13 protein-coding genes, 6 tRNA genes and 1 other RNA gene are annotated in these 21955 nt (G+C 65.6%); 12 read left to right on the top strand and 8 right to left on the bottom strand.

The features are described 5' to 3' along the window. Positions 1–309: 309 nt before the first annotated feature. Positions 310–996 carry a C40 family peptidase gene (locus AC3FKG_RS12400; RefSeq protein ID WP_488743215.1) on the top strand — a complete coding sequence of 229 codons (687 nt, stop codon included), beginning with the start codon at positions 310–312 and terminating at the stop codon, positions 994–996. A gap of 68 nt (positions 997–1064) precedes the next feature. Here the strand turns inward: AC3FKG_RS12400 and AC3FKG_RS12395 are convergent, their stop codons facing one another. Then, positions 1065–1997 (bottom strand): patatin-like phospholipase family protein, encoded by a 933-nt coding sequence (locus AC3FKG_RS12395; RefSeq protein WP_483708510.1) that lies wholly within the window; start codon positions 1995–1997, stop codon positions 1065–1067. 264 nt (positions 1998–2261) lie between these two features. Between AC3FKG_RS12395 and gltX the strand changes: the two genes are divergently transcribed. The 7 genes from gltX to AC3FKG_RS12360 all read left to right on the top strand — a co-directional run bounded on the left by gltX (position 2262) and on the right by AC3FKG_RS12360 (position 4893). After that, the gene (gene gltX / locus AC3FKG_RS12390) at positions 2262–3668 is read left to right on the top strand and encodes a glutamate--tRNA ligase (protein ID WP_488743214.1); all 1407 of its coding nucleotides are present in this window, start codon (positions 2262–2264) and stop codon (positions 3666–3668) included. Between the two features lie 273 nt (positions 3669–3941). Further along, positions 3942–4017: transfer RNA gene (locus tag AC3FKG_RS12385), tRNA-Ala, on the top strand. A 64-nt stretch (positions 4018–4081) separates the two neighbouring features. After that, positions 4082–4157, top strand: a tRNA-Glu gene (locus AC3FKG_RS12380). Positions 4158–4224: 67 nt separating this feature from the next. Beyond that, positions 4225–4301: transfer RNA gene (locus AC3FKG_RS12375), tRNA-Asp, on the top strand. Positions 4302–4491: 190 nt separating this feature from the next. Then, a tRNA-Ala gene (locus tag AC3FKG_RS12370) sits at positions 4492–4567 on the top strand. A gap of 107 nt (positions 4568–4674) precedes the next feature. Then, positions 4675–4750 (top strand) — tRNA-Glu (locus tag AC3FKG_RS12365). Between the two features lie 66 nt (positions 4751–4816). Next, positions 4817–4893, top strand: a tRNA-Asp gene (locus AC3FKG_RS12360). Between the two features lie 116 nt (positions 4894–5009). On the opposite strand, the gene AC3FKG_RS12355 is transcribed toward AC3FKG_RS12360, so the two are convergent. The 6 genes from AC3FKG_RS12355 to trxA form a co-directional block, all read right to left on the bottom strand. Further along, positions 5010–6362: an MATE family efflux transporter gene (locus tag AC3FKG_RS12355; protein WP_488743213.1), complete on the bottom strand. Its 1353-nt coding sequence runs from the start codon at positions 6360–6362 to the stop codon at positions 5010–5012. A gap of 95 nt (positions 6363–6457) precedes the next feature. Beyond that, entirely contained in the window at positions 6458–8239 is a 1782-nt protein-coding gene (locus AC3FKG_RS12350) for an ArnT family glycosyltransferase (protein ID WP_483708506.1), read from the bottom strand. Between the two features lie 183 nt (positions 8240–8422). Next, complete coding sequence (locus tag AC3FKG_RS12345) at positions 8423–8683, bottom strand: type B 50S ribosomal protein L31 (protein ID WP_483708505.1); 261 nt, start codon at positions 8681–8683, stop codon at positions 8423–8425. Positions 8684–8857: 174 nt separating this feature from the next. Further along, complete coding sequence (locus AC3FKG_RS12340; RefSeq protein ID WP_483708504.1) at positions 8858–9715, bottom strand: M90 family metallopeptidase; 858 nt, start codon at positions 9713–9715, stop codon at positions 8858–8860. Positions 9716–9818: 103 nt separating this feature from the next. Further along, positions 9819–11081: a transcription termination factor Rho gene (gene rho, locus AC3FKG_RS12335; protein WP_483708503.1), complete on the bottom strand. Its 1263-nt coding sequence runs from the start codon at positions 11079–11081 to the stop codon at positions 9819–9821. A gap of 184 nt (positions 11082–11265) precedes the next feature. After that, positions 11266–11592, bottom strand: coding sequence for a thioredoxin TrxA (gene trxA / locus AC3FKG_RS12330; RefSeq protein ID WP_029046118.1), 327 nt, complete (start codon positions 11590–11592; stop codon positions 11266–11268). Positions 11593–12016: 424 nt separating this feature from the next. Between trxA and AC3FKG_RS12325 the strand changes: the two genes are divergently transcribed. The 3 genes from AC3FKG_RS12325 to AC3FKG_RS12315 all read left to right on the top strand — a co-directional run bounded on the left by AC3FKG_RS12325 (position 12017) and on the right by AC3FKG_RS12315 (position 18944). After that, positions 12017–12292, top strand: a complete 276-nt coding sequence (locus tag AC3FKG_RS12325) for a hypothetical protein (protein ID WP_483708502.1) — start codon at positions 12017–12019, stop codon at positions 12290–12292. Positions 12293–12468: 176 nt separating this feature from the next. Further along, positions 12469–15348, top strand: a complete 2880-nt coding sequence (locus tag AC3FKG_RS12320) for a PD-(D/E)XK nuclease family protein (RefSeq protein WP_488743212.1) — start codon at positions 12469–12471, stop codon at positions 15346–15348. Further along, on the top strand, positions 15345–18944 hold the full coding sequence (locus AC3FKG_RS12315) for a UvrD-helicase domain-containing protein (RefSeq protein WP_488743211.1): 3600 nt from the start codon (positions 15345–15347) through the stop codon (positions 18942–18944). The genes AC3FKG_RS12320 and AC3FKG_RS12315 overlap by 4 nt, the downstream gene beginning before the upstream one ends. Positions 18945–19172: 228 nt before the next feature. Here the strand turns inward: AC3FKG_RS12315 and ffs are convergent. After that, positions 19173–19271, bottom strand: an RNA gene (gene ffs / locus AC3FKG_RS12310) — signal recognition particle sRNA small type. 132 nt (positions 19272–19403) lie between these two features. Between ffs and AC3FKG_RS12305 the strand changes: the two genes are divergently transcribed. After that, on the top strand, positions 19404–21884 hold the full coding sequence (locus AC3FKG_RS12305) for an adenosylcobalamin-dependent ribonucleoside-diphosphate reductase (protein ID WP_488743210.1): 2481 nt from the start codon (positions 19404–19406) through the stop codon (positions 21882–21884). Positions 21885–21955 lie beyond the last annotated feature (71 nt).

The following is a 21955-nucleotide window of genomic DNA, read 5'->3' as shown; positions in this document are numbered from 1 at the left end:
GCCACTGGCATGCGGAAAGCAACATTCCAGATGCGGAAACCGAAGTAGGTCGTTGATTGGAAAGCTATTTCTGTCAAATTTGTAACGAACTTTGACAGAGTGGCGACGAGCCGATACCATCCCGCGAGGACTATTTTTGGGGTGGTCGCTCGTCCGCTTTGGGACGTGCCCTGCACGGCTTGTATGCCTTTGTGACCGGCGCGGTTCTTGCGTACGGTCATCCCCGCAATGATTCAGGCATCACCATATTCGCTGGCGTTATTCGTCGGGCGTGATGGCGATGATTCGAACGATTCATCAGGAGAACCAATGCAGCGATCGGTACTTCATTCCCTGGCACGCGTGGCCGTCGGGATTGCCATTGCCTGCGGTGCGACTGTGTCGAATGGAGTGCTGGCGGATACGGTTTTCAAGGACCCCGATGCCCGCATCGATGCTTCGGCCCAACTGGGCGCGGACACGCATGCGGAAGGCAAGCGCGGCTTGCTGTCGTCGGTCGTGAATTCCACCAGCCACGTCGCCAGCAAGGCGGGCGACCTGGTCATGAATGCGCTTGGCCTGATTGGGGTGCGTTACCGCTTTGGCGGCAACAGCCCGGAATCCGGCCTGGACTGCAGCGGCTTTGTCCGCTACGTGTTCAATGACACCTTCGGCTTCATGCTGCCGCGCCGTTCCGTCGAGATCAGCCAGGTTGGCACCAATGTGGCTGTCAATGAACTACGCCCGGGCGACCTGGTGTTCTTCAACACCATGCGCCAGACCTTCTCGCACGTTGGCATCTATATCGGCGACAACAAGTTCGTGCATGCCCCGTCCACGGGCAGCAAGATCCGCGTCGACGACATGCGCGCCGCCTATTGGGTGACGCGCTACAACGGCGCACGCCGTATCGACGACGGCCAGTCATCGAACCGCAGCGACGGCCTTGGCAACATGGTCGAGACGCTCAAGCGATTCGACCCGAACGCCACCTCGCGTACGCTGTACGGCGGTTGAGGCCGGACCGGCTGCAACAAAAAAAGGACTGCTTCGGCAGTCCTTTTTTGTTGGCGGGAAGCGTCCGGCTATTGCGCCGCCACGGTGCCGGCCGGCTGCAAGCGGGCCCGCTCCAGCCGCTGGCGCAACGTGGACATCATGGCGGCCGTGGCCTGTTCGCCGGCCAGAACCGCGCGGTTGCGCGCATTGAAGTCGCTGCCGCCCATGTCGGGCAGTTCGGGGCGGATCACCACGTCGGCGCGCGCCAGCGCCATCTTGTTGATCGACTGGCCCATGATCGTCGTCGTCTGCAGCAGCACGCCGCTCTGGCCGTCATTCTTCTGGCTGGACGGGTCCGCCGAGATATTGACGGCAATGACGAAGTCCGCGCCCATGCTGCGTGCCGAATCCACGGGAACCGGCTCGACGAGCCCGCCATCCACATAGTCCCGCCCCTGGACCGAGACCGGCTGGAACACGCCCGGCACGCTGCTGGACGCGCGTACGGCCTGTCCCGTATTGCCGCGCCGGAACAGGACGCGCTCGCCGGTCTTGAGGTCGGTCGCCACGATGCCCAGCGGCAGCTTCATGGCCTCGATCGGACGATTCGAAACCAGGCGGTTCACGTACTTTTGCAGCGCCTCGCCCTTGAGCCAGCCGCCAAAACGGCTGCCGAAGGGCAGGGCCCAGTCGGCAATGGCGGCCTCGTCCATGGTCAGCGCCAGCTTGTTGAGTTCGAAGCCGCTCATGCCGGTGGCGTAGAGCGCGGCGACCACCGCTCCGGCGCTGGTGCCCGTGACCAGGTCAGGGTGGATGCCTTGGGCTTCGAGTGCCTTGATTACGCCGATATGGGCGAAACCACGTGCGGCGCCGCCGCCCAGCGCCAGGCCGATCTTGATGGGGCGCGGTGCCGGCTGGGTCGCCACCGGGTTGGCCGTCGTCGGCGTGCCGCGGCGCGGGCCGAACGAACAGGCGGAAAGCAGGGCGGCTGCCGAGGCGCCGAGGAAATGACGTCGTTGCATGAATCGAGGGTGCCGGTGGATGGGCAGAGGCGGGCGGAAATTCAAATGTGACTGGATCGGCGTGAGGATAGGGCGTTTTCGTACCGGCCGTTCCTGTGACTCCGCGAAGCATAAATGATTCCGTTGGAGACGGTGGCGATGCCGGCCGTGCTCAATCCGTGGGTCGGCAGGGCGGCCAGGCTTCGCATTGCTATAATGCAGGATCGACATATATATCCAGCCTGCGCGCGTCCGCGCGGGCTTTTTTGTTTGTTCCCGACCACCATGACCCAACGCGTCCGCACCCGCTTTGCGCCGAGCCCGACCGGCTTCATCCATCTCGGCAATATCCGATCCGCGCTTTATCCGTGGGCGTTTGCCCGGCGCATGAAGGGCGATTTCGTGCTGCGCATCGAAGATACCGATGTCGAGCGCTCCTCGCAGGAAGCCGTCGACGTGATCCTCGAAGGCATGGAATGGCTCGGCCTGGATATCGACGAGGGCCCGTTCTACCAGATGCAGCGCATGGACCGCTACCGCGAGGTGCTGGCCCAGATGGTCGACAGCGGGCTGGCCTACCCGTGCTACATGAGCACGGAAGAACTGGACGCATTGCGTGAAGCCCAGCGCGAGCGCGGCGAAAAGCCGCGCTACAACGGCTTCTGGCGCCCGGAGCCGGGCAAGGTCCTGCCGCAGCCGCCGGCCGGCGTGAAGCCGGTGCTGCGCTTCCGCAATCCGCTCGACGGCAGTGTGGTGTGGGATGACGCGGTGAAGGGCCGCATCGAGATCTCGAACGAAGAGCTCGATGATCTCGTCATCGCACGCCCGGATGGCACGCCGACCTACAACTTCTGCGTCGTGGTGGACGATCTCGACATGAAGATCACGCACGTGATCCGTGGCGATGATCATGTCAATAACACGCCGCGCCAGATCAACATCATCCGCGCGCTCGGCGGCGCCACGCCGGTCTACGCGCACCTGCCGACCGTGCTTAACGAGAGCGGCGAGAAGATGAGCAAGCGTCACGGGGCCATGAGCGTGACCGGCTATCGCGACGAAGGCTATCTGCCCGAGGCCGTGGTGAACTACCTGGCCCGCCTGGGCTGGGCGCACGGTGACGCGGAAATCTTCAGCCGCGAGCAGTTCGTCGAATGGTTCGACCTCGAGCACCTGGGCAAGTCGCCGGCGCAATACAACGCCGAAAAGCTTGCCTGGCTGAACAACCACTATATCAAGGTGGGCGACAACGCGCGCCTGGCCGAGCTGACGCGTCCGTTTATCGAGTCGCTCGGCGGCAAGGTGGAGGGCGCGGACCTGGTCGGGGTGATCGCCCTGGTCAAGGACCGTGCCAATACGCTGAAGGAAGTTGCCCAGACGGCACTGCTTTTCTATCGTGGCGAGCCGCAGGCCGATGCGGCCCTGAAGGCGGAACACCTGACGCCGGAAATCCAGCCGGCGCTGAAGGCGCTGGCGACCCAGCTCGGTGCGCTGCCCGAATGGAAGCGGGAAGCGATCAGCGCCACCTTCAAGGCGGTGCTGGCAGAGTTCGGGCTCAAGATGCCCAAGCTCGCCATGCCGGTACGCCTGCTGGTTGCTGGTCAACTCCAGACACCGGCTATCGACGCGGTGCTGGAGCTGTTCGGCCGCGATATCGTGCTGCGCCGCCTTGCGGCTGGCTTGGTCGGTTAAAAAAGTTGCGAAAAGTCCTGGTGGGGGCTTGCGCTCCGCCCGGGACTTAGCCATAATCTCGTTCTCCCTGCAGCGCGGTCAGAAACAAGATCAGCGGGCGATCTGAAAAGAATCTCGTGGCCGTCAGGTCAGAATCTGCGAAAGCGGATTGAGAGGAAAAACAGATCGGGGGGCTTGCAAAAAATCGAGGTTGATATATAATCTCGGCTTCGCTTGAAACGGTAAGTTTTCCGATGGGGCGAATAAGCAGGTTGCAGTAGATAGAAGTACCATGGGGCTATAGCTCAGCTGGGAGAGCGCTTGCATGGCATGCAAGAGGTCAGCGGTTCGATCCCGCTTAGCTCCACCAAGACATCGGGATTATCTGCGGTTCGGGATGATTCCAGACGGAACGCGTTGAAAGACAAGTTTCTGTCCCCTTCGTCTAGAGGCCTAGGACATCACCCTTTCACGGTGAGTACAGGGGTTCGAATCCCCTAGGGGACGCCATAACATCAGGCGTAATCATATGTCTGGATTGTCACATCGAGCGAAGCTCGGTGTGACGATGGAATATGGAGTGGTAGTTCAGTTGGTTAGAATACCGGCCTGTCACGCCGGGGGTCGCGGGTTCGAGTCCCGTCCACTCCGCCAAAACTAAACCCACATGGTTAATGCCATGTGGGTTTTTTCTTATAAGTGAGAGGATTATCTGATAATCACCGCGGCGGTAAATAAGTGTTGCGGTTTATATCAAGGCAGTATAGAATCCTTTTATTCGCCGATGCATTTTCTTTAATGCTGAAGCGGTGAATAAGCAGTGCCGTAGTAAATGCTGTAATAAGGGGCTATAGCTCAGCTGGGAGAGCGCTTGCATGGCATGCAAGAGGTCAGCGGTTCGATCCCGCTTAGCTCCACCAGAATTCAGGATGCATCGCAGTAAAAAGATGCTTCCAAAGCGAAGAAAAGTTTGTTAGAATAACGGACTGCTCAACGCGAGACGGAACGTGTTGAAAGACAAGTTTCTGTCCCCTTCGTCTAGAGGCCTAGGACATCACCCTTTCACGGTGAGTACAGGGGTTCGAATCCCCTAGGGGACGCCATAACATCGGGCGTAATCATATGCCTGGATTGCTGCAGCGAGCGAAGCTCGGGTGGCGATGGAATATGGAGTGGTAGTTCAGTTGGTTAGAATACCGGCCTGTCACGCCGGGGGTCGCGGGTTCGAGTCCCGTCCACTCCGCCAAAACTAAACCCACATGGTTAATGCCATGTGGGTTTTTTCTTTTGTACTCTGCATGTCAAGCCAATGGCGCTGCGTCGCACCGTCCGTTCCGCCTGGAGCCGGCCAGGTGCGCGCAATCACTGCCGTTGCGCAGCACTGATGCGCATGAAGTAGCGCACCAGCAGGCAGCCGGCAATGGCCAGGCTCAAGCTGTTGGCGATCCAGAAGCCTGAGGCACCGCGCGTAAAGGCCGGCAGTGTCTCGATCAGGCCGAAACCCAGCACGTAGCCCCCGCCAATGCCAATGCCCCATAGCGAACCGGCGTAGATCAGCGTCGGGATCAGCGCGATCTTGTAGGCGCGCAGGATAAAGGCGGTCATGACCTGCACGGCATCAAAGGCCTGGTAGAAGGCGATGAACAGTACCAGCGGCAACGCGGCGGCCACCACGGCAGCATCCTTGGTATAGGCATGCAGCACGGGCTCCCTGAGCAGCCACAGCAGGCAACCTGTTATCAAGGCGAGGGAGGCGGCCAGGCAGATGCCGCGCCATGCGAGCCGGCTGGCGCCCGCCATGTCGCGTGCGCCGATCGACTGTGCCACCAGCGTCGACGTCGCGATGGCCAGCGATAACGGCAGCATGTAGGCCACGGCTCCGAGATTGGCGATGATCTGGTGCCCGGCAAGGGTGACTGTTCCCATGCGCGTGATGAAGATCGACATCAGCGTGAAGGATGTGATCTCGATCAGGTACGTAAGTCCCATCGGCACGCCCAGGCGCAGCAGTGCCATCAGCTGTGCCGGCGCCGGCCAGCTCCAGGCGGAGAAGATCTCCAGGGACAGATAGACGGCGCTATGGCGAAGGATCAGCAGGCCGGTAACGCACCAGCCCCAGCTGATCAGCGTCGACGCCAGTGCGCAGCCCGGACCGCCCATGGCCGGAATGCCAAATCCCCCGTTGATAAACCACGCGTTGAGTGGCACCTTCAGGCCCAGGCCGACGATTTGCAGCACCGTCACCATGACCGGACGCGAAAGCGCGTTATTGAGCGCGGAATAGATGCGGAAACCCAGTGCTGCGGGCAAGCCGAACGCGCCAATGTGAAGATACTGGCTGGCCTTGTCGACCAGTTCTGGCGGGGCCTTGGCAAAGGCGAGCAGTGGCTCCGGGAACATCAGCAGCAGCACGCCGGGAACAGACAGTGCCAGGCCCAGCCATGCGGCTTGCCTGACTTCGCTGCCGATCTTTTCGCTGCGGCCGGCACCGTAAAGCTGGCCCGCGATCGGTGCGAGTGCCTGCAGCACGCCCATCAGGCTGATATAGACCGTCACGTAGATCGAACCGCCGAGGCCGACCGCGGCGAGGTCATTCGCCGAGGCCCGGCCGGCCATGATGGTATCCATGACGCCGAATGCGATCACAGCGAGCTGGCCGACCAGTACCGGCGCGGCAAGATGGGCGATACGACGCAGATCGTGAAGCAGGTTCATGCCGGTTCCGCGCAGGCGCTTTCACGCGCCCGAGAGCCGGCCGGCAGCGGCGGCGGCGCGGCCGCCAGCCATGCCGCCGGCAGGAGGGTTGGGAATTACTGGGGCAGGCGGTGGCGCGGCAGTTCCGGTCGTGCGTGCGTGGCGCGCGAAGTATCGACCAGGCGATACATGCGGAAACGCTCGTCACGGTCAGCGGGCCGGCGACCTTCCCAGATCAGCCGCCATTCGAAATGCGAGATCTTGCTCGGTTCGCCGTAGTCGGCGCTATCGTGCCGCAGCAGGATGTCGCAACCGTCTTCGGGGCCGCCGAAGCGGAAATGGCCAAAGTAGGCGAATGACGCTAGCTGGGCATTGCCCATGCGGATCGGCTGCACGCACTGGTACGTAGACGGCAGCGCCATGGCGGCAGCCTCGACCACGTCGCGGTAGGTCTTGCCGTAGTTGATCGACGGCAGCCAAAGCGTCATGGCCATGACCCACATCAGCGTGGTGCCGGCGGCGGAAATCACCACCGGACGCCAGATCTGTTTGGGCGCGCGCGACAGCCGCCAGCGTACCACCAGCACCCAGGCCACGGTCACCAGCAAGGCAAAGATGACTGAGGAAAGCTTGAAGTGATGCTGGTAGCCGGGCAACTGCCGGAACACGTTGCCCGCGATGCGCGGTGGCCAGCCCGTGGTCTTGGCGAGCCACAGGAACCACACCGTGCCACCGAAAATGGTGAAGAACAGCAGGGCGAACCAGTCGATCGCGTTGATCACGCCGCGCGCCAGCGTGGGCAGCGCAAACGCACCGAGGATCGCCATCGGCGGCAGCAGCAGGATGAACTGGACATCGCTGGCATTGGTCTGCAGGAACAGCAGCGCCAGTGTCGGCAGCAGCAGCGCCAGCGGCAGCGCCACATGTGGGGCGCGGCGCATGCCGGCCCACGCCACCCAGGCCCAGGCCGCGATCGGCCAGACCGGCCACGCGTACAGGAACAGGTTGCGCATATTGAAGCCGAACGACTGCATGTTCGGCGCGCCGTAGCTGCGCCGGTCATAGCGGGCCCATTCGCGGATGAAGGTCACCGCGTCGTGCCGGTCCGCCGCGCTAAAGTAAGCGGCGGCCAGCCAGGCGGCGACAATCAGCAACGCCAGCGGCACGCCGATGGCCGCCAGCCGTCGACCGGGCATCGGGGCGCAGACGGCGGCGCAGATCGTGGCGGCAACCAGCAGGGCCAGCGGCAGGATCGGCCCGCTGGCCAGGGTCAGCGCGCCCAGGCCGAGTCCGAACACAAGGCTGCCCTGCACGGGCTTGTCGAGGCTGCGCACCAGCCCGTACAGGATCATGGCGATCAGCGCGACCTGGCCGACCTGCGCGGTGGTTTCATGTCCCCGGACCGCCAGCCCCACGCAGGCCAGGAACACGAGCAGGGCGCCGTCGGCCAGCGTGCGGCCATAGTCGCGCGCGCTGGGCTGGCCGCCGAAGGCGTAGGCAAACGGCTGCACTTCGTCCCGGCGGCCGAGCAGGTAGGTGGTGTACCAGATGAAAGCGCAGGTGCCGAAGAAGCACAGTGCCGTGGCCAGGCGCGACGCATCCGGGGCGCCGAGCCAGCCGCCGAACAGGCGGATCATGGCCGCGCCGATCCAGAAGACCAGTGGCCCGTCCTCGGTGAACGGACGTCCCGCGATGTTGGGCATCAGCCAATCATGCGCGCCGCCCGTGGCCAGTTGCCACATCACGCCGAAACCGGCGGCATCCTCGTTCTTCCACGGATCGCGGTGGAACAGGCCGGTCAGCCCATAGATGATGCAGATCGCCAGCAGCAGGGCGCGCGGCAACGCGCCCGTTGCGGCGGCGGTCAACTGAACGGGGGAAGTCTTGGCTTCACGCATCGGCGGATCGGGTCAGCAGCGCGGTACCGGCCGGGCTGCCGCAAGCGAGTGGCGGCGCCCAGGGCCGGAACGGTAAGGAGGGCACAAATGCAAAGAGGCAGCCGCTGCTGCCTCTTTGCGGGTCTGCGTGGCGCCGGAACATCTGTCCGCTGGCGCCGCGCAAACGGGTGTTCGCAAGAGCGATTACTTCGCAGCCTTGCCCAGCTTGCTGCCGAACTTCTGGCGGAACTTCTCGACGCGGCCGGCGGTGTCCATGATCTTCTGGGTGCCGGTGTAGAACGGGTGCGATTCCGACGAGACTTCGATCTTGGCCAGCGGGTATTCCTTGCCGTCCCTCACGATCGTGTCGCGCGTCTGGATGGTCGAACGCGTGATGAAGCTGAAGTCGCTCGACATGTCCTGGAACACGACTTCGCGGTAATTCGGGTGGATGCCTTCTTTCATGGTGATTCCTTTCTGGTTGGGTAGCCAGTCCGTTGCGCGCTGCCGGCCCATTGCCGCGGCGCGAGACGAACCACTTGCCGATTACGGGCAAACCGGGATTATGGCAGAAAAACAATGGCTTGGGGAAGCGTAACGGCAATTCCCATCGGGCCGGCGAGCCGCGGATTGGACAGCTTACGCCGATGTGCCGGCCGGGTCCTGCCGGAAGAACGTTGCAAGGCATTGGTACACCACGGGCCAGTGACGTTTCAGGCCCGTTGGTTCAACAAAAAATGCTTCGGCCGTCACGGCGAAGAATTCGCTCGGTGCTTCGCAGCCGTAAGGGTCGATCAGGCGCAAGGCAGGCGGCAGCCGTTCAGGGTGCTCCCAGGCTGTCGCAGGATGCTGGTCCCAGGTTTCGGCGAAACGGTCGTACTCGCTCAGGAAGGTCTCCGCCCAGGCTTCGGCATCGACGCCGGGGTGCAAGACCCGGGAGAAGGGTGGAACGCCGTCGGGTTCGCCGTCGAGCATGTCCAGCTTATGGGCAAATTCATGGACCACCACGTTGTAGGTGTCGGCCGGAACATCGTGTTCGGTATCGAGGCCGCCGCCCGGCATCTCGACATCGGGCCAGGACAGGATGACCGGGCCGTGTTCCCACGCTTCACCGCTGGCCTCCTCGACGACGCCATGCACCAGCCCGATTTCGTCCTGCACCGTGCGCCGGATGACGAACTCGCCCGGATACAGCACGATGCCGTGCCAGCCGCGATACCACTCGATCCCGAGCCGCAGGATGGGCACGCAGGCCTGCACCGCGACGCTGACCACCATTTCGTCGGTCAGCGGCAGCTCGTGCGCGGTGGAGTATTCCTTTTCGGCGATGAAGAGCGTGGCCAGTTCGCGCAGCGCGCGCCGGTCGTCCTCGGCGTAGCGCCGCACGAACGGCAGCGCCGACACGGTGCGTTCCCACAGCGCATCGGGAATGGCGTAGTGCTCGAGCTTGCGGGCTTTCGAGCGGGTACGCAGGAATTGGGTCAGTTTGCCGAGCATGGTGCGTTGAGGGCTAAAAGCCGGGGCCAGCCCTGGCAATGCGACAAAACAAAAAGGCGTGCCGCGGCACGCCTTTTTCTGTTCGGACGAAGATGCCGGAGGCTTAGCCGCCTCTGCGCATCATATCGAAAAACTCCACGTTGTTCTTCGTCGCCTTCATCTTGTCCATGATGAATTCCATGGCCTGCACTTCGTCCATGTCGGAGATGAACTTGCGCAGGATCCAGATCTTCTGGAGGATGTCCGGCTTGATCAGCAGTTCTTCGCGGCGCGTACCGGACTTGTTCAGGTTGATCGATGGATAGACGCGTTTTTCCGCAAGGCGGCGTTCCAGGTGCACTTCCATGTTGCCGGTGCCCTTGAACTCTTCGTAGATCACGTCGTCCATGCGGCTGCCCGTCTCGATCAGCGCGGTGGCGATGATGGTCAGCGAACCACCTTCCTCCAGGTTACGCGCGGCACCGAAGAAGCGCTTCGGACGTTGCAGCGCGTTGGCGTCGACACCACCGGTCAGCACCTTGCCCGAGGCCGGCACCACCGTGTTGTAGGCACGCGCCAGACGTGTGATCGAGTCCAGCAGGATGACCACGTCGCGCTTCAGTTCGACCAGGCGCTTGGCTTTTTCGATGACCATTTCGGCGACCTGCACGTGGCGGATGGCCGGTTCGTCGAAGGTCGACGCCACCACTTCGCCGCGCACCGAGCGCTGCATTTCGGTCACTTCTTCCGGGCGCTCGTCGATCAGCAGCACGAACAGGTCCGCTTCCGGATGATTGTTGGCGATCGCGTGTGCAATGTGCTGCAGCATCACGGTCTTGCCGGACTTCGGCGATGCCACCAGCAGCGCGCGCTGGCCGCGGCCGATCGGCGCGATCATGTCGATGATGCGGCCGGTGATGTTCTCTTCGGCCTTGATGTCGCGTTCGAGCTGGAGCGGCCGGTTCGGATGCAGCGGCGTCAGGTTCTCGAACATGATGCGGTTCTTCACCGCCTCGGGCGCTTGCCCGTTGACCTTGTCGACCTTTACCAGGGCAAAGTAGCGCTCGCCGTCCTTGGGCGTGCGCACTTCGCCTTCGATCGAATCACCGGTATGCAGGTTGAAGCGGCGGATCTGCGACGGGCTGATGTAGATGTCATCCGTGCTGGCCAGGTACGAGGTTTCCGGCGAGCGCAGGAAACCGAAGCCGTCCGGCAGAACTTCCAGGGTGCCGTCGCCGTAGATGGTTTCGCCCATCTTGGCGCGCTTCTTCAGGATCGCAAACATCAGTTCCTGTTTGCGCATCCGCTGTGCGTTGTCGATCTCGAGCGTTGCCGCCATTTCGAGAAGCGCAGACACGTGAAGCGATTTGAGTTCTGTCAGGTGCATAGACAAGGGGTACAGAAGCCCGGACGGGCGAGACCTAGAGGGAAGGGGGAAAGAAATGAGCGAACGCTCGGGGAAGTTGTTGGTGGCATCTTAGCACAATCCGACCGGCGCGCCAGGGGGTGGCGCACGCACATCGGATTGTGGGAAACCCGGAGCCCATGCCAGGGCTCCGGCATGCAAGCGCTTACAGGTTGCCGTCGAGGAACGCCGTGAGTTGCGACTTGGACAGCGCGCCGACCTTCTGGGCCGCGACCGCACCATTCTTGAACAGGATCAGCGTCGGGATGCCGCGGATGCCGAACTTGGCCGGCACTTGCTGGTTCTCATCGACGTTGATCTTGGCGACCTGCAGCTTGTCGCCGTAGTCCTTGGCCACTTCGTCCAGGATCGGGGCGATCATCTTGCAGGGGCCGCACCATTCCGCCCAGAAGTCGAGCAGGACCGGCTTGTCGGACTGGAGGACGTCGGCGTCGAACGAGGCGTCGCTCACATACTTGATTTGTTCACTCATGGCGGAAAACCTCTGGTTTCGCTCTGTTTATGTCAATGGCTGGGAATGGCCGAACTGCTACCTTACACGAGAATCCCGGGATTCGCCTGACGGTACAGTCGGGGATTCTCCGCGGCGGCGGCGGTTGCGCGCCGGTTTCGTCGACATGTTACCAGTTTGCGGATTTTCAAGATGGCACCCAAAAGAGCCCATTGGCAGTCCGGATAATCGACGGCGGTGCATATATACTGCCTTGGATTTGCGAGGCGCATGAATGGTTGTTTCAATCGCGGCGAGAGATTTCCGCAATCGAGGATGTGGGCTATGCCGCACGTTGTCCATGGCTCTGATTTGCCCGGCACGTGTGCCGGATGCGCCCGCCGGACGCGTAGAATAGAAGGACAGCACTTCCTGCGCGCCATGCGCCATTGACAAGGCCATCGACATGACTCCTGATTCCCGCAAGCCCACGCAGCCGGACGCCGAGCCGGCGTCTCCGGATGTGGAACACCTGAGCGACGCGCTGGACCACATCAGCAGCGCGGTGGAGACTGAAAGCATTGCCAGCGGCGCGGCCAAGGGGCTGGTTTACAGCATCATCGAAACCCTGGGCACGCTGGTCGGCGACCCGGACCTGCCCGAGCACGCGCGCTCGGGCTATGAAGGCCTGCTCGAAACCGCGCGCGAGATCCGGGCGCGGCTGGAGGGCGGTTCGGACTGAATCCGGTGCGGGGCAGCCCGCGCGATTTGCAGATCGCCCCGCGCGCTGACTTTTCAGTGCGCGGGAAGCGGCCTTCGTTGTTCCCGCAATAGCCGTTCCCGCAATAGCCGTTGTTTCCTTCCCTTGTTTTCACCCTTTGCCTCCCGCAGTCCGCCTGACCCGCGGCACGCGCGCCCATGACACCACTGCGCTTTCGTCCCGGCCCGGATTTCCTCGACCAGGCGGCTGCGGCTGCCTGGCATTTTCTTGACCACTGCGGTGTGCCGGAAGCCGCCGCGCATGTGGTCGTGCCGACCGCGGCGCAGATTCCAGGCGTGCGCATGGCGCTCGATGCCGTGGCGCGCGCGGCCGGCCGGCCGCGGTTGCTGCCGCGCGTCGTGACGCTCGGCCACTGGCTGCTAGACCTGCCGCCCGATGGCACGCCGGTGCGCAGCCCCGCCGCGCGCCTGCTGGCCGTGCAGCAGGCGGTGCGCGCGCAGGACTGGCTGAGGCGCTCGTTCGGCGCGCAAACGGAGTCCGCGGCGTGGGGCCTGGCGCAGACGCTGCTGTCGGTCTGCGACGAACTCAATACGCGCTGGCTCGAGGACGTCGCCGTGAGCGATGGCGAAGCCATGGACGGCGCCGATCGCGCATCGCTGCTGCAGGGCGCGCTGGAACGGACCTATGCGCATCTGACCGAGCGGATGCTCGGCGAGGAGGCGCGCATCGTGCTGGCGTTCTGGCAGGCGCTGTCCGGTCCCGACGATCCCATGCCATCGCGCCGGCGCGCGTTGCGGCAGCTTGCCCAGCAACTGCGCGGGCCGGTCGTGTGGATCGCCCCGACGCCGCCGACGCCGATCGAGTCCGCGTTCCTGAACGATGCCGCCGAGCTGGTGCCGGTGCTCGCGGTTGGCTACGACTGGTCCGGGGCCACCGAAGCCGGACACAAGGACGAGGCCGCCGGTTGGTATGAGACGCTGGTTGCCCTGTGGCCCGAGGCACGTATTGCCACTGACGACGATGCGCCGCCATTCACGCATGCCCTGCCCGCGTTGCCGGAAGCGCGGCCATCGATCCGCGTCATCGGCGCTGCCCGCTTCGAAGATGAAGCGGCCGCCGCGGCCGATCAGCTCGTGCAATGGCTCAACGCAGGCCGGCGCAACATTGCGTTGGTCGCGCACGATCGCGTCGTGGCAAGGCGCGTGCGGGCGTTGCTGGCCCGCGCGGGCGCACCCGTGCGTGATGAAACCGGCTGGAAGCTCTCAACCACGCGCGCGGCCGCGGCGCTGATGCGTTGGTTCGACTTGCTGGTGCGCGATGGCGACACTGCCGCGCTGCTCGATTTGCTGAAGAGCCCCTTCTGCCTGCCCGAATTCCCGGATCGCGGCGCCGCTATCGCGTTGATCGAGCGTCAGGTCCGGCGTGACCGTATCAGCGGCGGATGGGACCGGCTGCGCCACCTGTCCGGCGCGTCGTCATCCGTGTCGGCAGACGCCGACGATGCGGAAGTCCAGCGTGCGGAAGCGGCGCGCCGCAGCGCGGGTGACCTGCTTCTCGTGCTCGCCGATGAGGCGGCCCGTTGGCCGCGCGGCATTGCTCAGCATCCGTTGTCGATGTGGCTCCGTTGCCTGGAGGGTACGCTCGACGCGCTCGGCATGCGCGCCGCCCTCGCCGCGGAGGAAGCTGGCCGCCAGCTGCTTGACGCGCTGGCGCGGCTGCAGGAGCTGCCGTCCGACGAAACCAGTGCGCACGCCACGCTGTCCCAGGCGGAATTCCGCTCGATGCTGTCTGCGTTGCTGGAGTCGGTGGCCTACAAGGAGCCACCGGCCAGCGGCGCGGCGCGGATCACGATCCTGCCGCTGAACGGCGCGCGCATGCGGCGCTTCGACGGGGTCGTGGTGGTGGGCTGCGACGACGCCCAGCTGCCGTCGAGCGCCGCGGAGCTGATGTTCTTCTCCAACCAGATGCGCCGCGAGCTGGAACTGGAGGACCGCGAAGCGCGTTTTGCGCAGCAGGCCCGCGACCTGGCGGAAGTCCTGCTGAACAATGACGACGTGGTGCTGACCTGGCAGCGCCTGGGCGGGCGTGGCGAGCCCAAGCACGTGTCCGGCTGGATCGAGCGCCTGTCCGCATGCTGCGCGCGTGCGGGCGTGAAGATCGATGCGAGCATGGCGCCGCTCTTCCACCAGACGTTCGCCGATACGCGTGGCATGCCCGCGCCGGCGGCACCGGAGCTGGTGCCGGCCCGCTGGAGCGCGCAGGCCTACAACATGCTGCGTCGCTGTCCCTACCAGTTTTTCGCCGGCCGCATGCTGGGGCTGGCCGGGCTCGAGATCGTCAGCGACGACCTGGAAAAGCGCGATATCGGCGACCTGCTGCACCGCGTGCTGTTGCGCTACCACCGCGAACTGCTGGCGCGCCGCGAGCGCGGCGAGGCGGTGCCGGAAGCGGCGCGGCTCGAGCGGTTGCGCGAAATCTCGGACGACGTCTTCGGCGCGCTGATGGCCGAGGACGGCAATGCGATCGGCTACTACCGACGCTGGTGCGAAGTGCTGCCTTCCTATGTGTCCTGGCAGACCGCGCGCGAAGCGCAGGGATGGTACTGGCGCGGCGGCGAGGTCGACGCGGGCGTGGACCTGCCCATGCCGGACGGCAAGCCGATCCGGCTGAACGGCCGCATCGACCGGCTCGACCAGGGGCCCGATGGCACGCATGCCGTGCTCGACTACAAGACGCAGAGCGCCACGCGCCTCAAGCGCAAGGCGAGCGAGGTCGAGGAGGATTGCCAGTTGCCGTTCTATGGCCTGCTGCGTGCCGATGCCGTGGGCGGAAGCTGGGTGGCGCTGGAGGGCGCGCGCGAAGGCGCCGCCGCGCCGCAGCGCGAAGTCGACCTTCCGGATTTCGACGCCGCCGTGGCGTGGCTGGAGCGGCAGATGCGCGACGACGTCATGCGCCTGCGCCAGGGCGCGCGGCTGCCGGCGTTCGGCGACGCGTCGGCCTGTACCTATTGCAGTGCCCGTGGCCTGTGCCGCAAGGGCTTCTGGGAATCCACCGCCGTGCCGGTGCTGACATCATGACAGTCCACGCCTACCTGCGCGACGGCCAGCCCGTCAGCGAGCCCGATTTCACCCGCGCGGCCTGCGATCCCGCCAGCTCCGTGGTGGTGGAAGCCTGCGCCGGCAGCGGCAAGACCTGGCTGCTGGTGGCGCGCCTGGTGCGCCTGCTGCTGGCGGGTGCCGCGCCACACGAAGTGCTTGCCATCACGTTCACCCGCAAGGCGGCCGAAGAGATGCGCGAGCGCCTGCTGGAAGTGCTCGCGCAGATGGCGCGCGACAGCGACGACGCGGTGGTCGAGGCGCTGGTCATGCGCGGCATGACGACGCAGGCCGCGCATGAAGCGCTGCCGCGTGCGCGGCGCCTGCATGCGCAGGTGCTGGCGGCGCCCGGACGCATGGCCATCGACACCTTTCACGGCTGGTTCGGCACGCTGCTCCGGGGCGCACCGCTTGCCTCCGGGGTCGTGCCGGGCGCGTCCCTGCGCGAGGACTCGCTGCGCATGAAGCGCGAAGCATGGGCCCCGGTCTGGCGCTCGCTCGCGGCGCCGCGCTATGCCGAGCTGCGGCAGGCCTATGAGACGCTGGTGGATGCAGTCGGCGAGTTCCAGGCCCGTGGCCTGCTCGACGCCATGTTCCATGCACGCAGCGAATGGTGGGCCATGCGCGAAGGTGGCGACCCCGCCCGGGCGCTGGCCGATTGCCTTGGCGAAGATGCGCAGGGCGACGTTCTGGTGCCGGTGCTCAGCGACGAAGCCTGGCTTGAAATGTGTCAAGCGCTCGCATCGCGGCTCGGTGCCGGCGGCAAGACCGAACAAGCCCACGCGGGCCGGATCCAGGACGCGCTGATCGCCATCGGCAACTGGCGCGAGGACGGAGCGGCCGCTGGCAAGCCGGCCGAACACGCGTTCGCCCTGCTGCGCACCGCATTCTTCACCGCGGCGGGCAGTCCGCGTTCGCTGCGCCGAACCAGCGCGCTGGTCAAGGCGGCCGGCGGGGAATCGCAGGCCGATGCGCTGGTGGCGCAGCACGGCGAGTTGTGCGCGATGCTCGACGAGATCAGCGCGCGCCGCTGCGAGGCCGCGGTGCTTGCCGTCAACCTGGCGCTCTATCGCTTTGGCGACGCACTGCTGGACCGCTACCAGCAGTACAAGAGCGAGCAGCGCGCGATGGATTTCGCCGACCTCGAGTGGCAGGCCGCCTGCCTGATGGCCGAGGAAGAAACCGCCACCTATCTGCAGGTGCGCCTCGACGCGCGTTACCGCCACCTGCTGCTGGACGAATTCCAGGACACCAACCCGCTGCAGTGGCGCATCCTGCAGGGATGGCTGGCTGGCTATGCGGGCCTGGGCGAGCGCCCGACGGTGTTCCTGGTCGGCGATCCCAAGCAGTCGATCTACCGCTTCCGTCGCGCCGACGCGCGCCTGTTCGGTGCCGCAAGCGCGATGCTTCAGGCGGAGTTCGGGGCCACGGTGCTACGCACCAACCGCACCCGCCGCAACCGCACCGAAGTGCTGGCGTGGGTCAACGCCGTGTTCGATGCCGCCCGAGGCGAGGGCCGCTATCCGCTCTACGAGACCCAGACCACCGCGTTGCCGGAAGGCGGCGGCCCGGTCTGGCTGCTGCCGCTGGTGGAGCCTGAGGACGGCGGATCGGCCGCTGCGGCGGCCGAGGAAGATGGCACGCCTTCGGATGTGCAAACCGAAGCCGGCCATCGCGACACGCTGCTGCAGCCGCGGCAGCACGAGGGCGACTCGTTGCGCCTGGAAGAGGGGCGGCGCGTCGCGGCATGGTTGCGGCATATCCACGATACGGTCCCGGTTCATGAGGGCAGCGAGCGAAGGCCGGCGCGCTGGAGCGATATGCACCTGCTGGTGCGGCGCAAGACCCATCTGGCCGACTACGAGCGCGCCCTGCGCGAGGCCGGCATCCCGTGCCTGAGCCCGCGCCGTGGCGGCCTGCTGGCCACGCTGGAGGCGCTGGACCTGTCTGCGTTGCTGGCGTTCCTGATGACGCCGGAATCCGACCTGGACTTGGCACACGTGCTCAAGAGCCCGCTGGTCGGAGCCACCGACGATGACCTGATAGCGCTGTCGCAACAGGAAGGCGAGGGCGGCTGGTGGGCGCGCATCGAGTCAGGCGGCGTGCCGGAAGCCTGTTCCGATGCCGTCCGCGAAGGCGTGGCGCGGCTGCGGCGCTGGTTGCGGCTGGCGCCGCACCAGCCGGTGCATGACCTGATCGACCAGATTTTCCACGGCGGCGAAGTGCGGCGGCGTTACGCCGAAGCGGCGCCGCCGGATATCCGCGAGCAGGTGCTGGCCAACCTCGATGCGTTCCTGAAGCTGTCGCTCGACCTGGATGGCGGCCGCTATCCCAGCCTGCCGAAGTTCATCGACGAGCTGCAGGAAATCCGGCGTGGCGACGAGCAGGAAAGCCCTGACGAGGGCGGCATGGCGGACGACGCCGAACCCGCCGACGAGGACCCCACGCAGGCGGGCCTGGATGCCGTGCATATCCTGACCGTCCACGCAGCCAAGGGGCTGGAGGCGCCGTTCGTCGTGCTGCTCGATGCGAATCACAGCGACCCGGCGCCCGATCGTGGCGGGATCCTGATCGACTGGTCGCCGGAGTCGCGCGTGCCGCGGCATTTCTCCGCCTACGGCAAGCGCAGCGAGCGCGGGCTGGCCCGCGCGCCGCTGTTCGAGGCCGAAGCCGCGCTGGGCGAGCGCGAGAACTGGAATCTGCTGTACGTCGCGATGACGCGTGCGCAGCAGGGTTTGCTGGTCAGCGGCGTCAGGGGACGGGCGAGCCGCAACGCTGAATCCGAAGCGGGCAGCGAGATCGCGGGCAGCTGGTATGTGCGACTGCAGGCCGCCGGCGTGGCAGACGCCGTGGCGGAGCGTCCGCCCACCGTGGCGGACAACCTGCCCGCAGCTTCGCGCCTGAGTGAGCCCGTGCGTTTCACGGATTTCCGGCTGCGTTATCACGATGCGGCGGACGTAGTGGCCTTTGATGATGATGATGCCGACGGCATGGGGGAGCTACTGCTCGAAGCGTCGGCCGATGAATCCGAAGGCATCGTCTTCAATGCCGCCGCGGCCCGCCATGGCGAACTGATCCACGCACTGCTGGAGCGGATCACGCGCTATCCCGATGCGTTCGATGCCGTGCCGGACGTGCCGACCGTGCTGCGCTGGTTCCCGCTGGCGGGGGCCGGCTCCCCAGGCGCGCGGCAGGCATGGCAGGGGCAGGTGGAAGAGGCCGTCGGCGCGGTGCAGGCAATGCTCGCGGCACCGGCGCTGTCGCGGCTGCTGCAGCCGTTTGATGCGATGTCCGCGCGCAATGAGGTCGAACTCTATGATGCAAGGGGCAGGCTGCTGCGTATCGACCGCCTGGTCGAATTCGAAGACAGGGTCGTCATCATCGATTACAAGCTGCGTCTGTTGCCCCAGGAACATGCCGCCTATCGTGCCCAGCTCATGCGCTACGTGGCCGCAGTGGCGCCGATGTTCGCCGGCAAGCCGGTGGAGGCTGGCGTGGCCACGTCGAATGGCGAGTGGATTCCGGTCGAAGCGCTGTCCGCGCCGGCTGCGGAGCCGGTGCAAGGCTCCTTGTTCTGAATGCCTGACGGGCCGCGTCCTGCTGTCTCGCCCGAATCGGCGCAGAATGCGGGAGGCGGCGCCCGGAATCCCGCTGTACTAAAGTGACGGAATGCCCGGTGTGGCCGGCTGCAACAAGTTGCCGGAAAAGCCTGGGGATGCGTAGGGGATTCTTGCGGGACGGCCCGTGTTCCGATCGGATGACGGGAAGCGGGCGGCAAAGCGAGAGGCAAAGCGGGAAGGAATGAGGTGGACGAGCCTGGCCCTCGGCACTGGTGGAAAACGGCTATGGCTGCTTCGTTCCCGACCTGACCAGGTTGACCGCGCCACCATGCGAGGAGGCCCGTCCGACCGCTATTGTAACCCAGAGTGGCGCACTGCGTTGAAATTGCATCAAGCTTGATTTGGGACAGGCGATATTCGCTGTCATGGCACGAGCATACCGGCTGCCCAATCCGGACACGAATGGTGAGCCAAGACATGAACGCAAACGACCAGATCCTCCGCGGCGCGCTGGCGCCGCAGGAAATCTCGACCGAAGTCCTGCTGGAGAAATATGCCAAGGGCGAAGAGCAGAGCGTCACGGACGTGCGTGAGCGCGTGGCGCGCGCGCTGGCGCAGGTGGAGGCCGAAGACCAGCGCGAAGCCTGGGCGGCGCGTTTCCTGTGGGCGCAGGAGAACGGCTTCGTGCCGGCCGGGCGGATCAATTCCGCCGCGGGTACCGGTATCCAGGCCACGCTGATCAATTGCTTCGTGCAGCCCGTCGGGGACTCAGTGTCGGAGCCGCGCGAGGGCCGGCCCAGCATCTACACGGCGGTTGCGCAGGCTGCCGAAACCATGCGGCGCGGCGGCGGCGTCGGCTATGACTTCTCGGCCATCCGCCCGGCCGGCGCGCTGGTGCGCGCCACGCATTCGCGCGCATCGGGGCCGGTGTCCTTCATGAAGGTGTTCGACGCATCGTGCGCGACGGTCGAGTCGGCCGGCGCGCGGCGCGGCGCGCAGATGGGCGTGCTGCGCTGCGACCATCCGGATATCGAGAGCTTCATCCACGCCAAGGACAAGGGCGAACTGAGCAACTTCAATATCTCGATCGGGGTCACCGACGCGTTCATGCGCGCGGTGGAGGGCGACGACGAGGTGGAACTGATCCACGAGGCCGAGCCCGGCGCCGACCTGATCGCCAGTGGCGCGTACCGTCGCGACGACGGCCAATGGGTCTACCGCCGCATGCCCGCGCGCCTGCTGTGGGACCAGGTCATGCACGCGACCTACGATCACGCGGAGCCCGGCATCCTGTTCCTGTCGCGCATCAACGCCGACAACAACCTCTATTATTGCGAGACCATCGAGGCGACCAATCCCTGTGCCGAGCAGCCGCTGCCGTCGTATGGCTGCTGCTGCCTGGGGTCGATCAACCTGACCGGCTTCGTGCGCAAGCCGTTCATGGCGGACAGCGAATTCGACTTCGATGCGTTCGCGGAGGTCGTCCGCGTGGCCACGCGCATGCTGGACAACGTGCTCGACGCGACGTTCTGGCCCTTGCCCGAACAGAGGGCCGAGGCGCAGGCCAAGCGCCGCGTGGGCCTGGGGTTCCTCGGCCTTGGCAGCGCGCTGGTGATGCTCGGCCTGCGCTATGACAGCGAGCCGGCACGCGAAATTGCCGCCCGCATCTCCGAGCGCATGCGCGACGAGGCCTACCTGGCATCGACCGGACTGGCCGCCGAGAAGGGCGCGTTTCCGCTGTTCGATACCGAGGCCTACCTGCAGAGCGGCTTCGCCAGCCGGCTGCCCGAGCCCGTGCGCGAGGCTATCGGGCGCAACGGGCTGCGCAACTCGCACCTGCTGTCGATCGCGCCGACGGGGACGATCACGCTGGCGTTTGCCGACAACGCGTCGAACGGCATCGAGCCGGCGTTCTCGTGGACGTACAACCGCCGCAAGCGCATGCCGGACAACAGCTACCGCGCCTACGAGGTGGCCGACCACGCATGGCGGCTCTACCGTCACACGGGTGCCGACATGGAGCAGTTGCCGGACGCGTTCGTGACGGCGCTGCAGATGTCGGCGCTGGACCATATGCGGATGCTGCAGGCCGTGCAGCCCTATATCGACACGAGCATCAGCAAGACCGTCAACGTGCCGGAGGACTATCCGTACGAGGCGTTCCGCAACCTGTATTTCGAGGCCTGGAAGGCGGGGCTGAAGGGTCTGGCGACGTACCGGCCGAACAGCGTGCTCGGTGCCGTTCTGTCCGTCAGCGCGCCGGCGGCGGCACCCGTCGCGGCGCCGGCGGCGGACGATCCGCTGGTTCGCCCGTTCGGCAGCCGCCCGGTCGGCGACCTGGAAGGTGTGACCTCCAAGCTCGACTACATGACCTACGAGGGCCACAAGACCGTCTACCTGACCGTGAATTTCCTGCGGGTCAGCGGCATGCTCGATGGCAAGCCGGTCGAGATCGAGCGGCCGATCGAGTTCTTCATGCCGGCCGGGCAGCGCAGCGAGGGGCAGCAGTGGATCACATCGACCATGCGCCTGCTGTCCATGGTGGCGCGCTCGGGCGGGTCGGTGGCCAAGTCGCTCGCCGACATGCGCAATGTCGTGTGGGACAAAGGCACGGTGCGCTACGGCACGCTGGCCCGGCAGGACGGCACGGAGGTGCCGCGCTTCCATGATTCGGAGGTGGCGGCGATCGGGTATGCGCTACAGCGCATCCTGATCAAGCGCGGCTTCCTGGACGCCGAAGGCGGCCAGGTGCCGGTGGCCGGGCTGGCGGCGCGCCTGGCCAGGCGCGAGGGCGCCGCCGTCGCGGCGGAGAACGGCGAGGGCGCCACTGCCGCTGCCCCGGTCAATCCGGCCCTCGGCACGGGAAAACCTTGCCCGGAGTGCGGCGCGCACGCCCTGCACAAAGTGGACGGCTGTGCCAAGTGCGCCAACTGCGGATACGTGGGGGAATGCGGCTGACCGGGCCCGGCGCGAGCCCAGGCGGCGCCACGCCTGGCGGGCGGGCGGGTTGCCGCGGCGGCCGCCGTCGG

Source organism: Cupriavidus sp. 22TCCZM04-2, assembly GCF_057798895.1.
Note: the sequence above shows the minus strand (reverse complement) of the source record. Positions and strands in the feature narration are given on the sequence as shown.

Bases quoted from the DNA above. Each gene is read 5' to 3' on its own strand.
- AC3FKG_RS12340 (WP_483708504.1), bottom strand. From the start codon at position 9,715: ATGCTCGGCAAACTGACCCAATTCCTGCGTACCCGCTCGAAAGCCCGC.
- rho (WP_483708503.1), bottom strand. From the start codon at position 11,081: ATGCACCTGACAGAACTCAAATCGCTTCACGTGTCTGCGCTTCTCGAA.
- gltX (WP_488743214.1), top strand. From the start codon at position 2,262: ATGACCCAACGCGTCCGCACCCGCTTTGCGCCGAGCCCGACCGGCTTC.
- AC3FKG_RS12400 (WP_488743215.1), top strand. From the start codon at position 310: ATGCAGCGATCGGTACTTCATTCCCTGGCACGCGTGGCCGTCGGGATT.
- trxA (WP_029046118.1), bottom strand. From the start codon at position 11,592: ATGAGTGAACAAATCAAGTATGTGAGCGACGCCTCGTTCGACGCCGAC.
- AC3FKG_RS12315 (WP_488743211.1), top strand. From the start codon at position 15,345: ATGACAGTCCACGCCTACCTGCGCGACGGCCAGCCCGTCAGCGAGCCC.
- AC3FKG_RS12305 (WP_488743210.1), top strand. From the start codon at position 19,404: ATGAACGCAAACGACCAGATCCTCCGCGGCGCGCTGGCGCCGCAGGAA.
- AC3FKG_RS12345 (WP_483708505.1), bottom strand. From the start codon at position 8,683: ATGAAAGAAGGCATCCACCCGAATTACCGCGAAGTCGTGTTCCAGGAC.
- AC3FKG_RS12325 (WP_483708502.1), top strand. From the start codon at position 12,017: ATGACTCCTGATTCCCGCAAGCCCACGCAGCCGGACGCCGAGCCGGCG.
- AC3FKG_RS12320 (WP_488743212.1), top strand. From the start codon at position 12,469: ATGACACCACTGCGCTTTCGTCCCGGCCCGGATTTCCTCGACCAGGCG.
- AC3FKG_RS12395 (WP_483708510.1), bottom strand. From the start codon at position 1,997: ATGCAACGACGTCATTTCCTCGGCGCCTCGGCAGCCGCCCTGCTTTCC.
- AC3FKG_RS12355 (WP_488743213.1), bottom strand. From the start codon at position 6,362: ATGAACCTGCTTCACGATCTGCGTCGTATCGCCCATCTTGCCGCGCCG.
- AC3FKG_RS12350 (WP_483708506.1), bottom strand. From the start codon at position 8,239: ATGCGTGAAGCCAAGACTTCCCCCGTTCAGTTGACCGCCGCCGCAACG.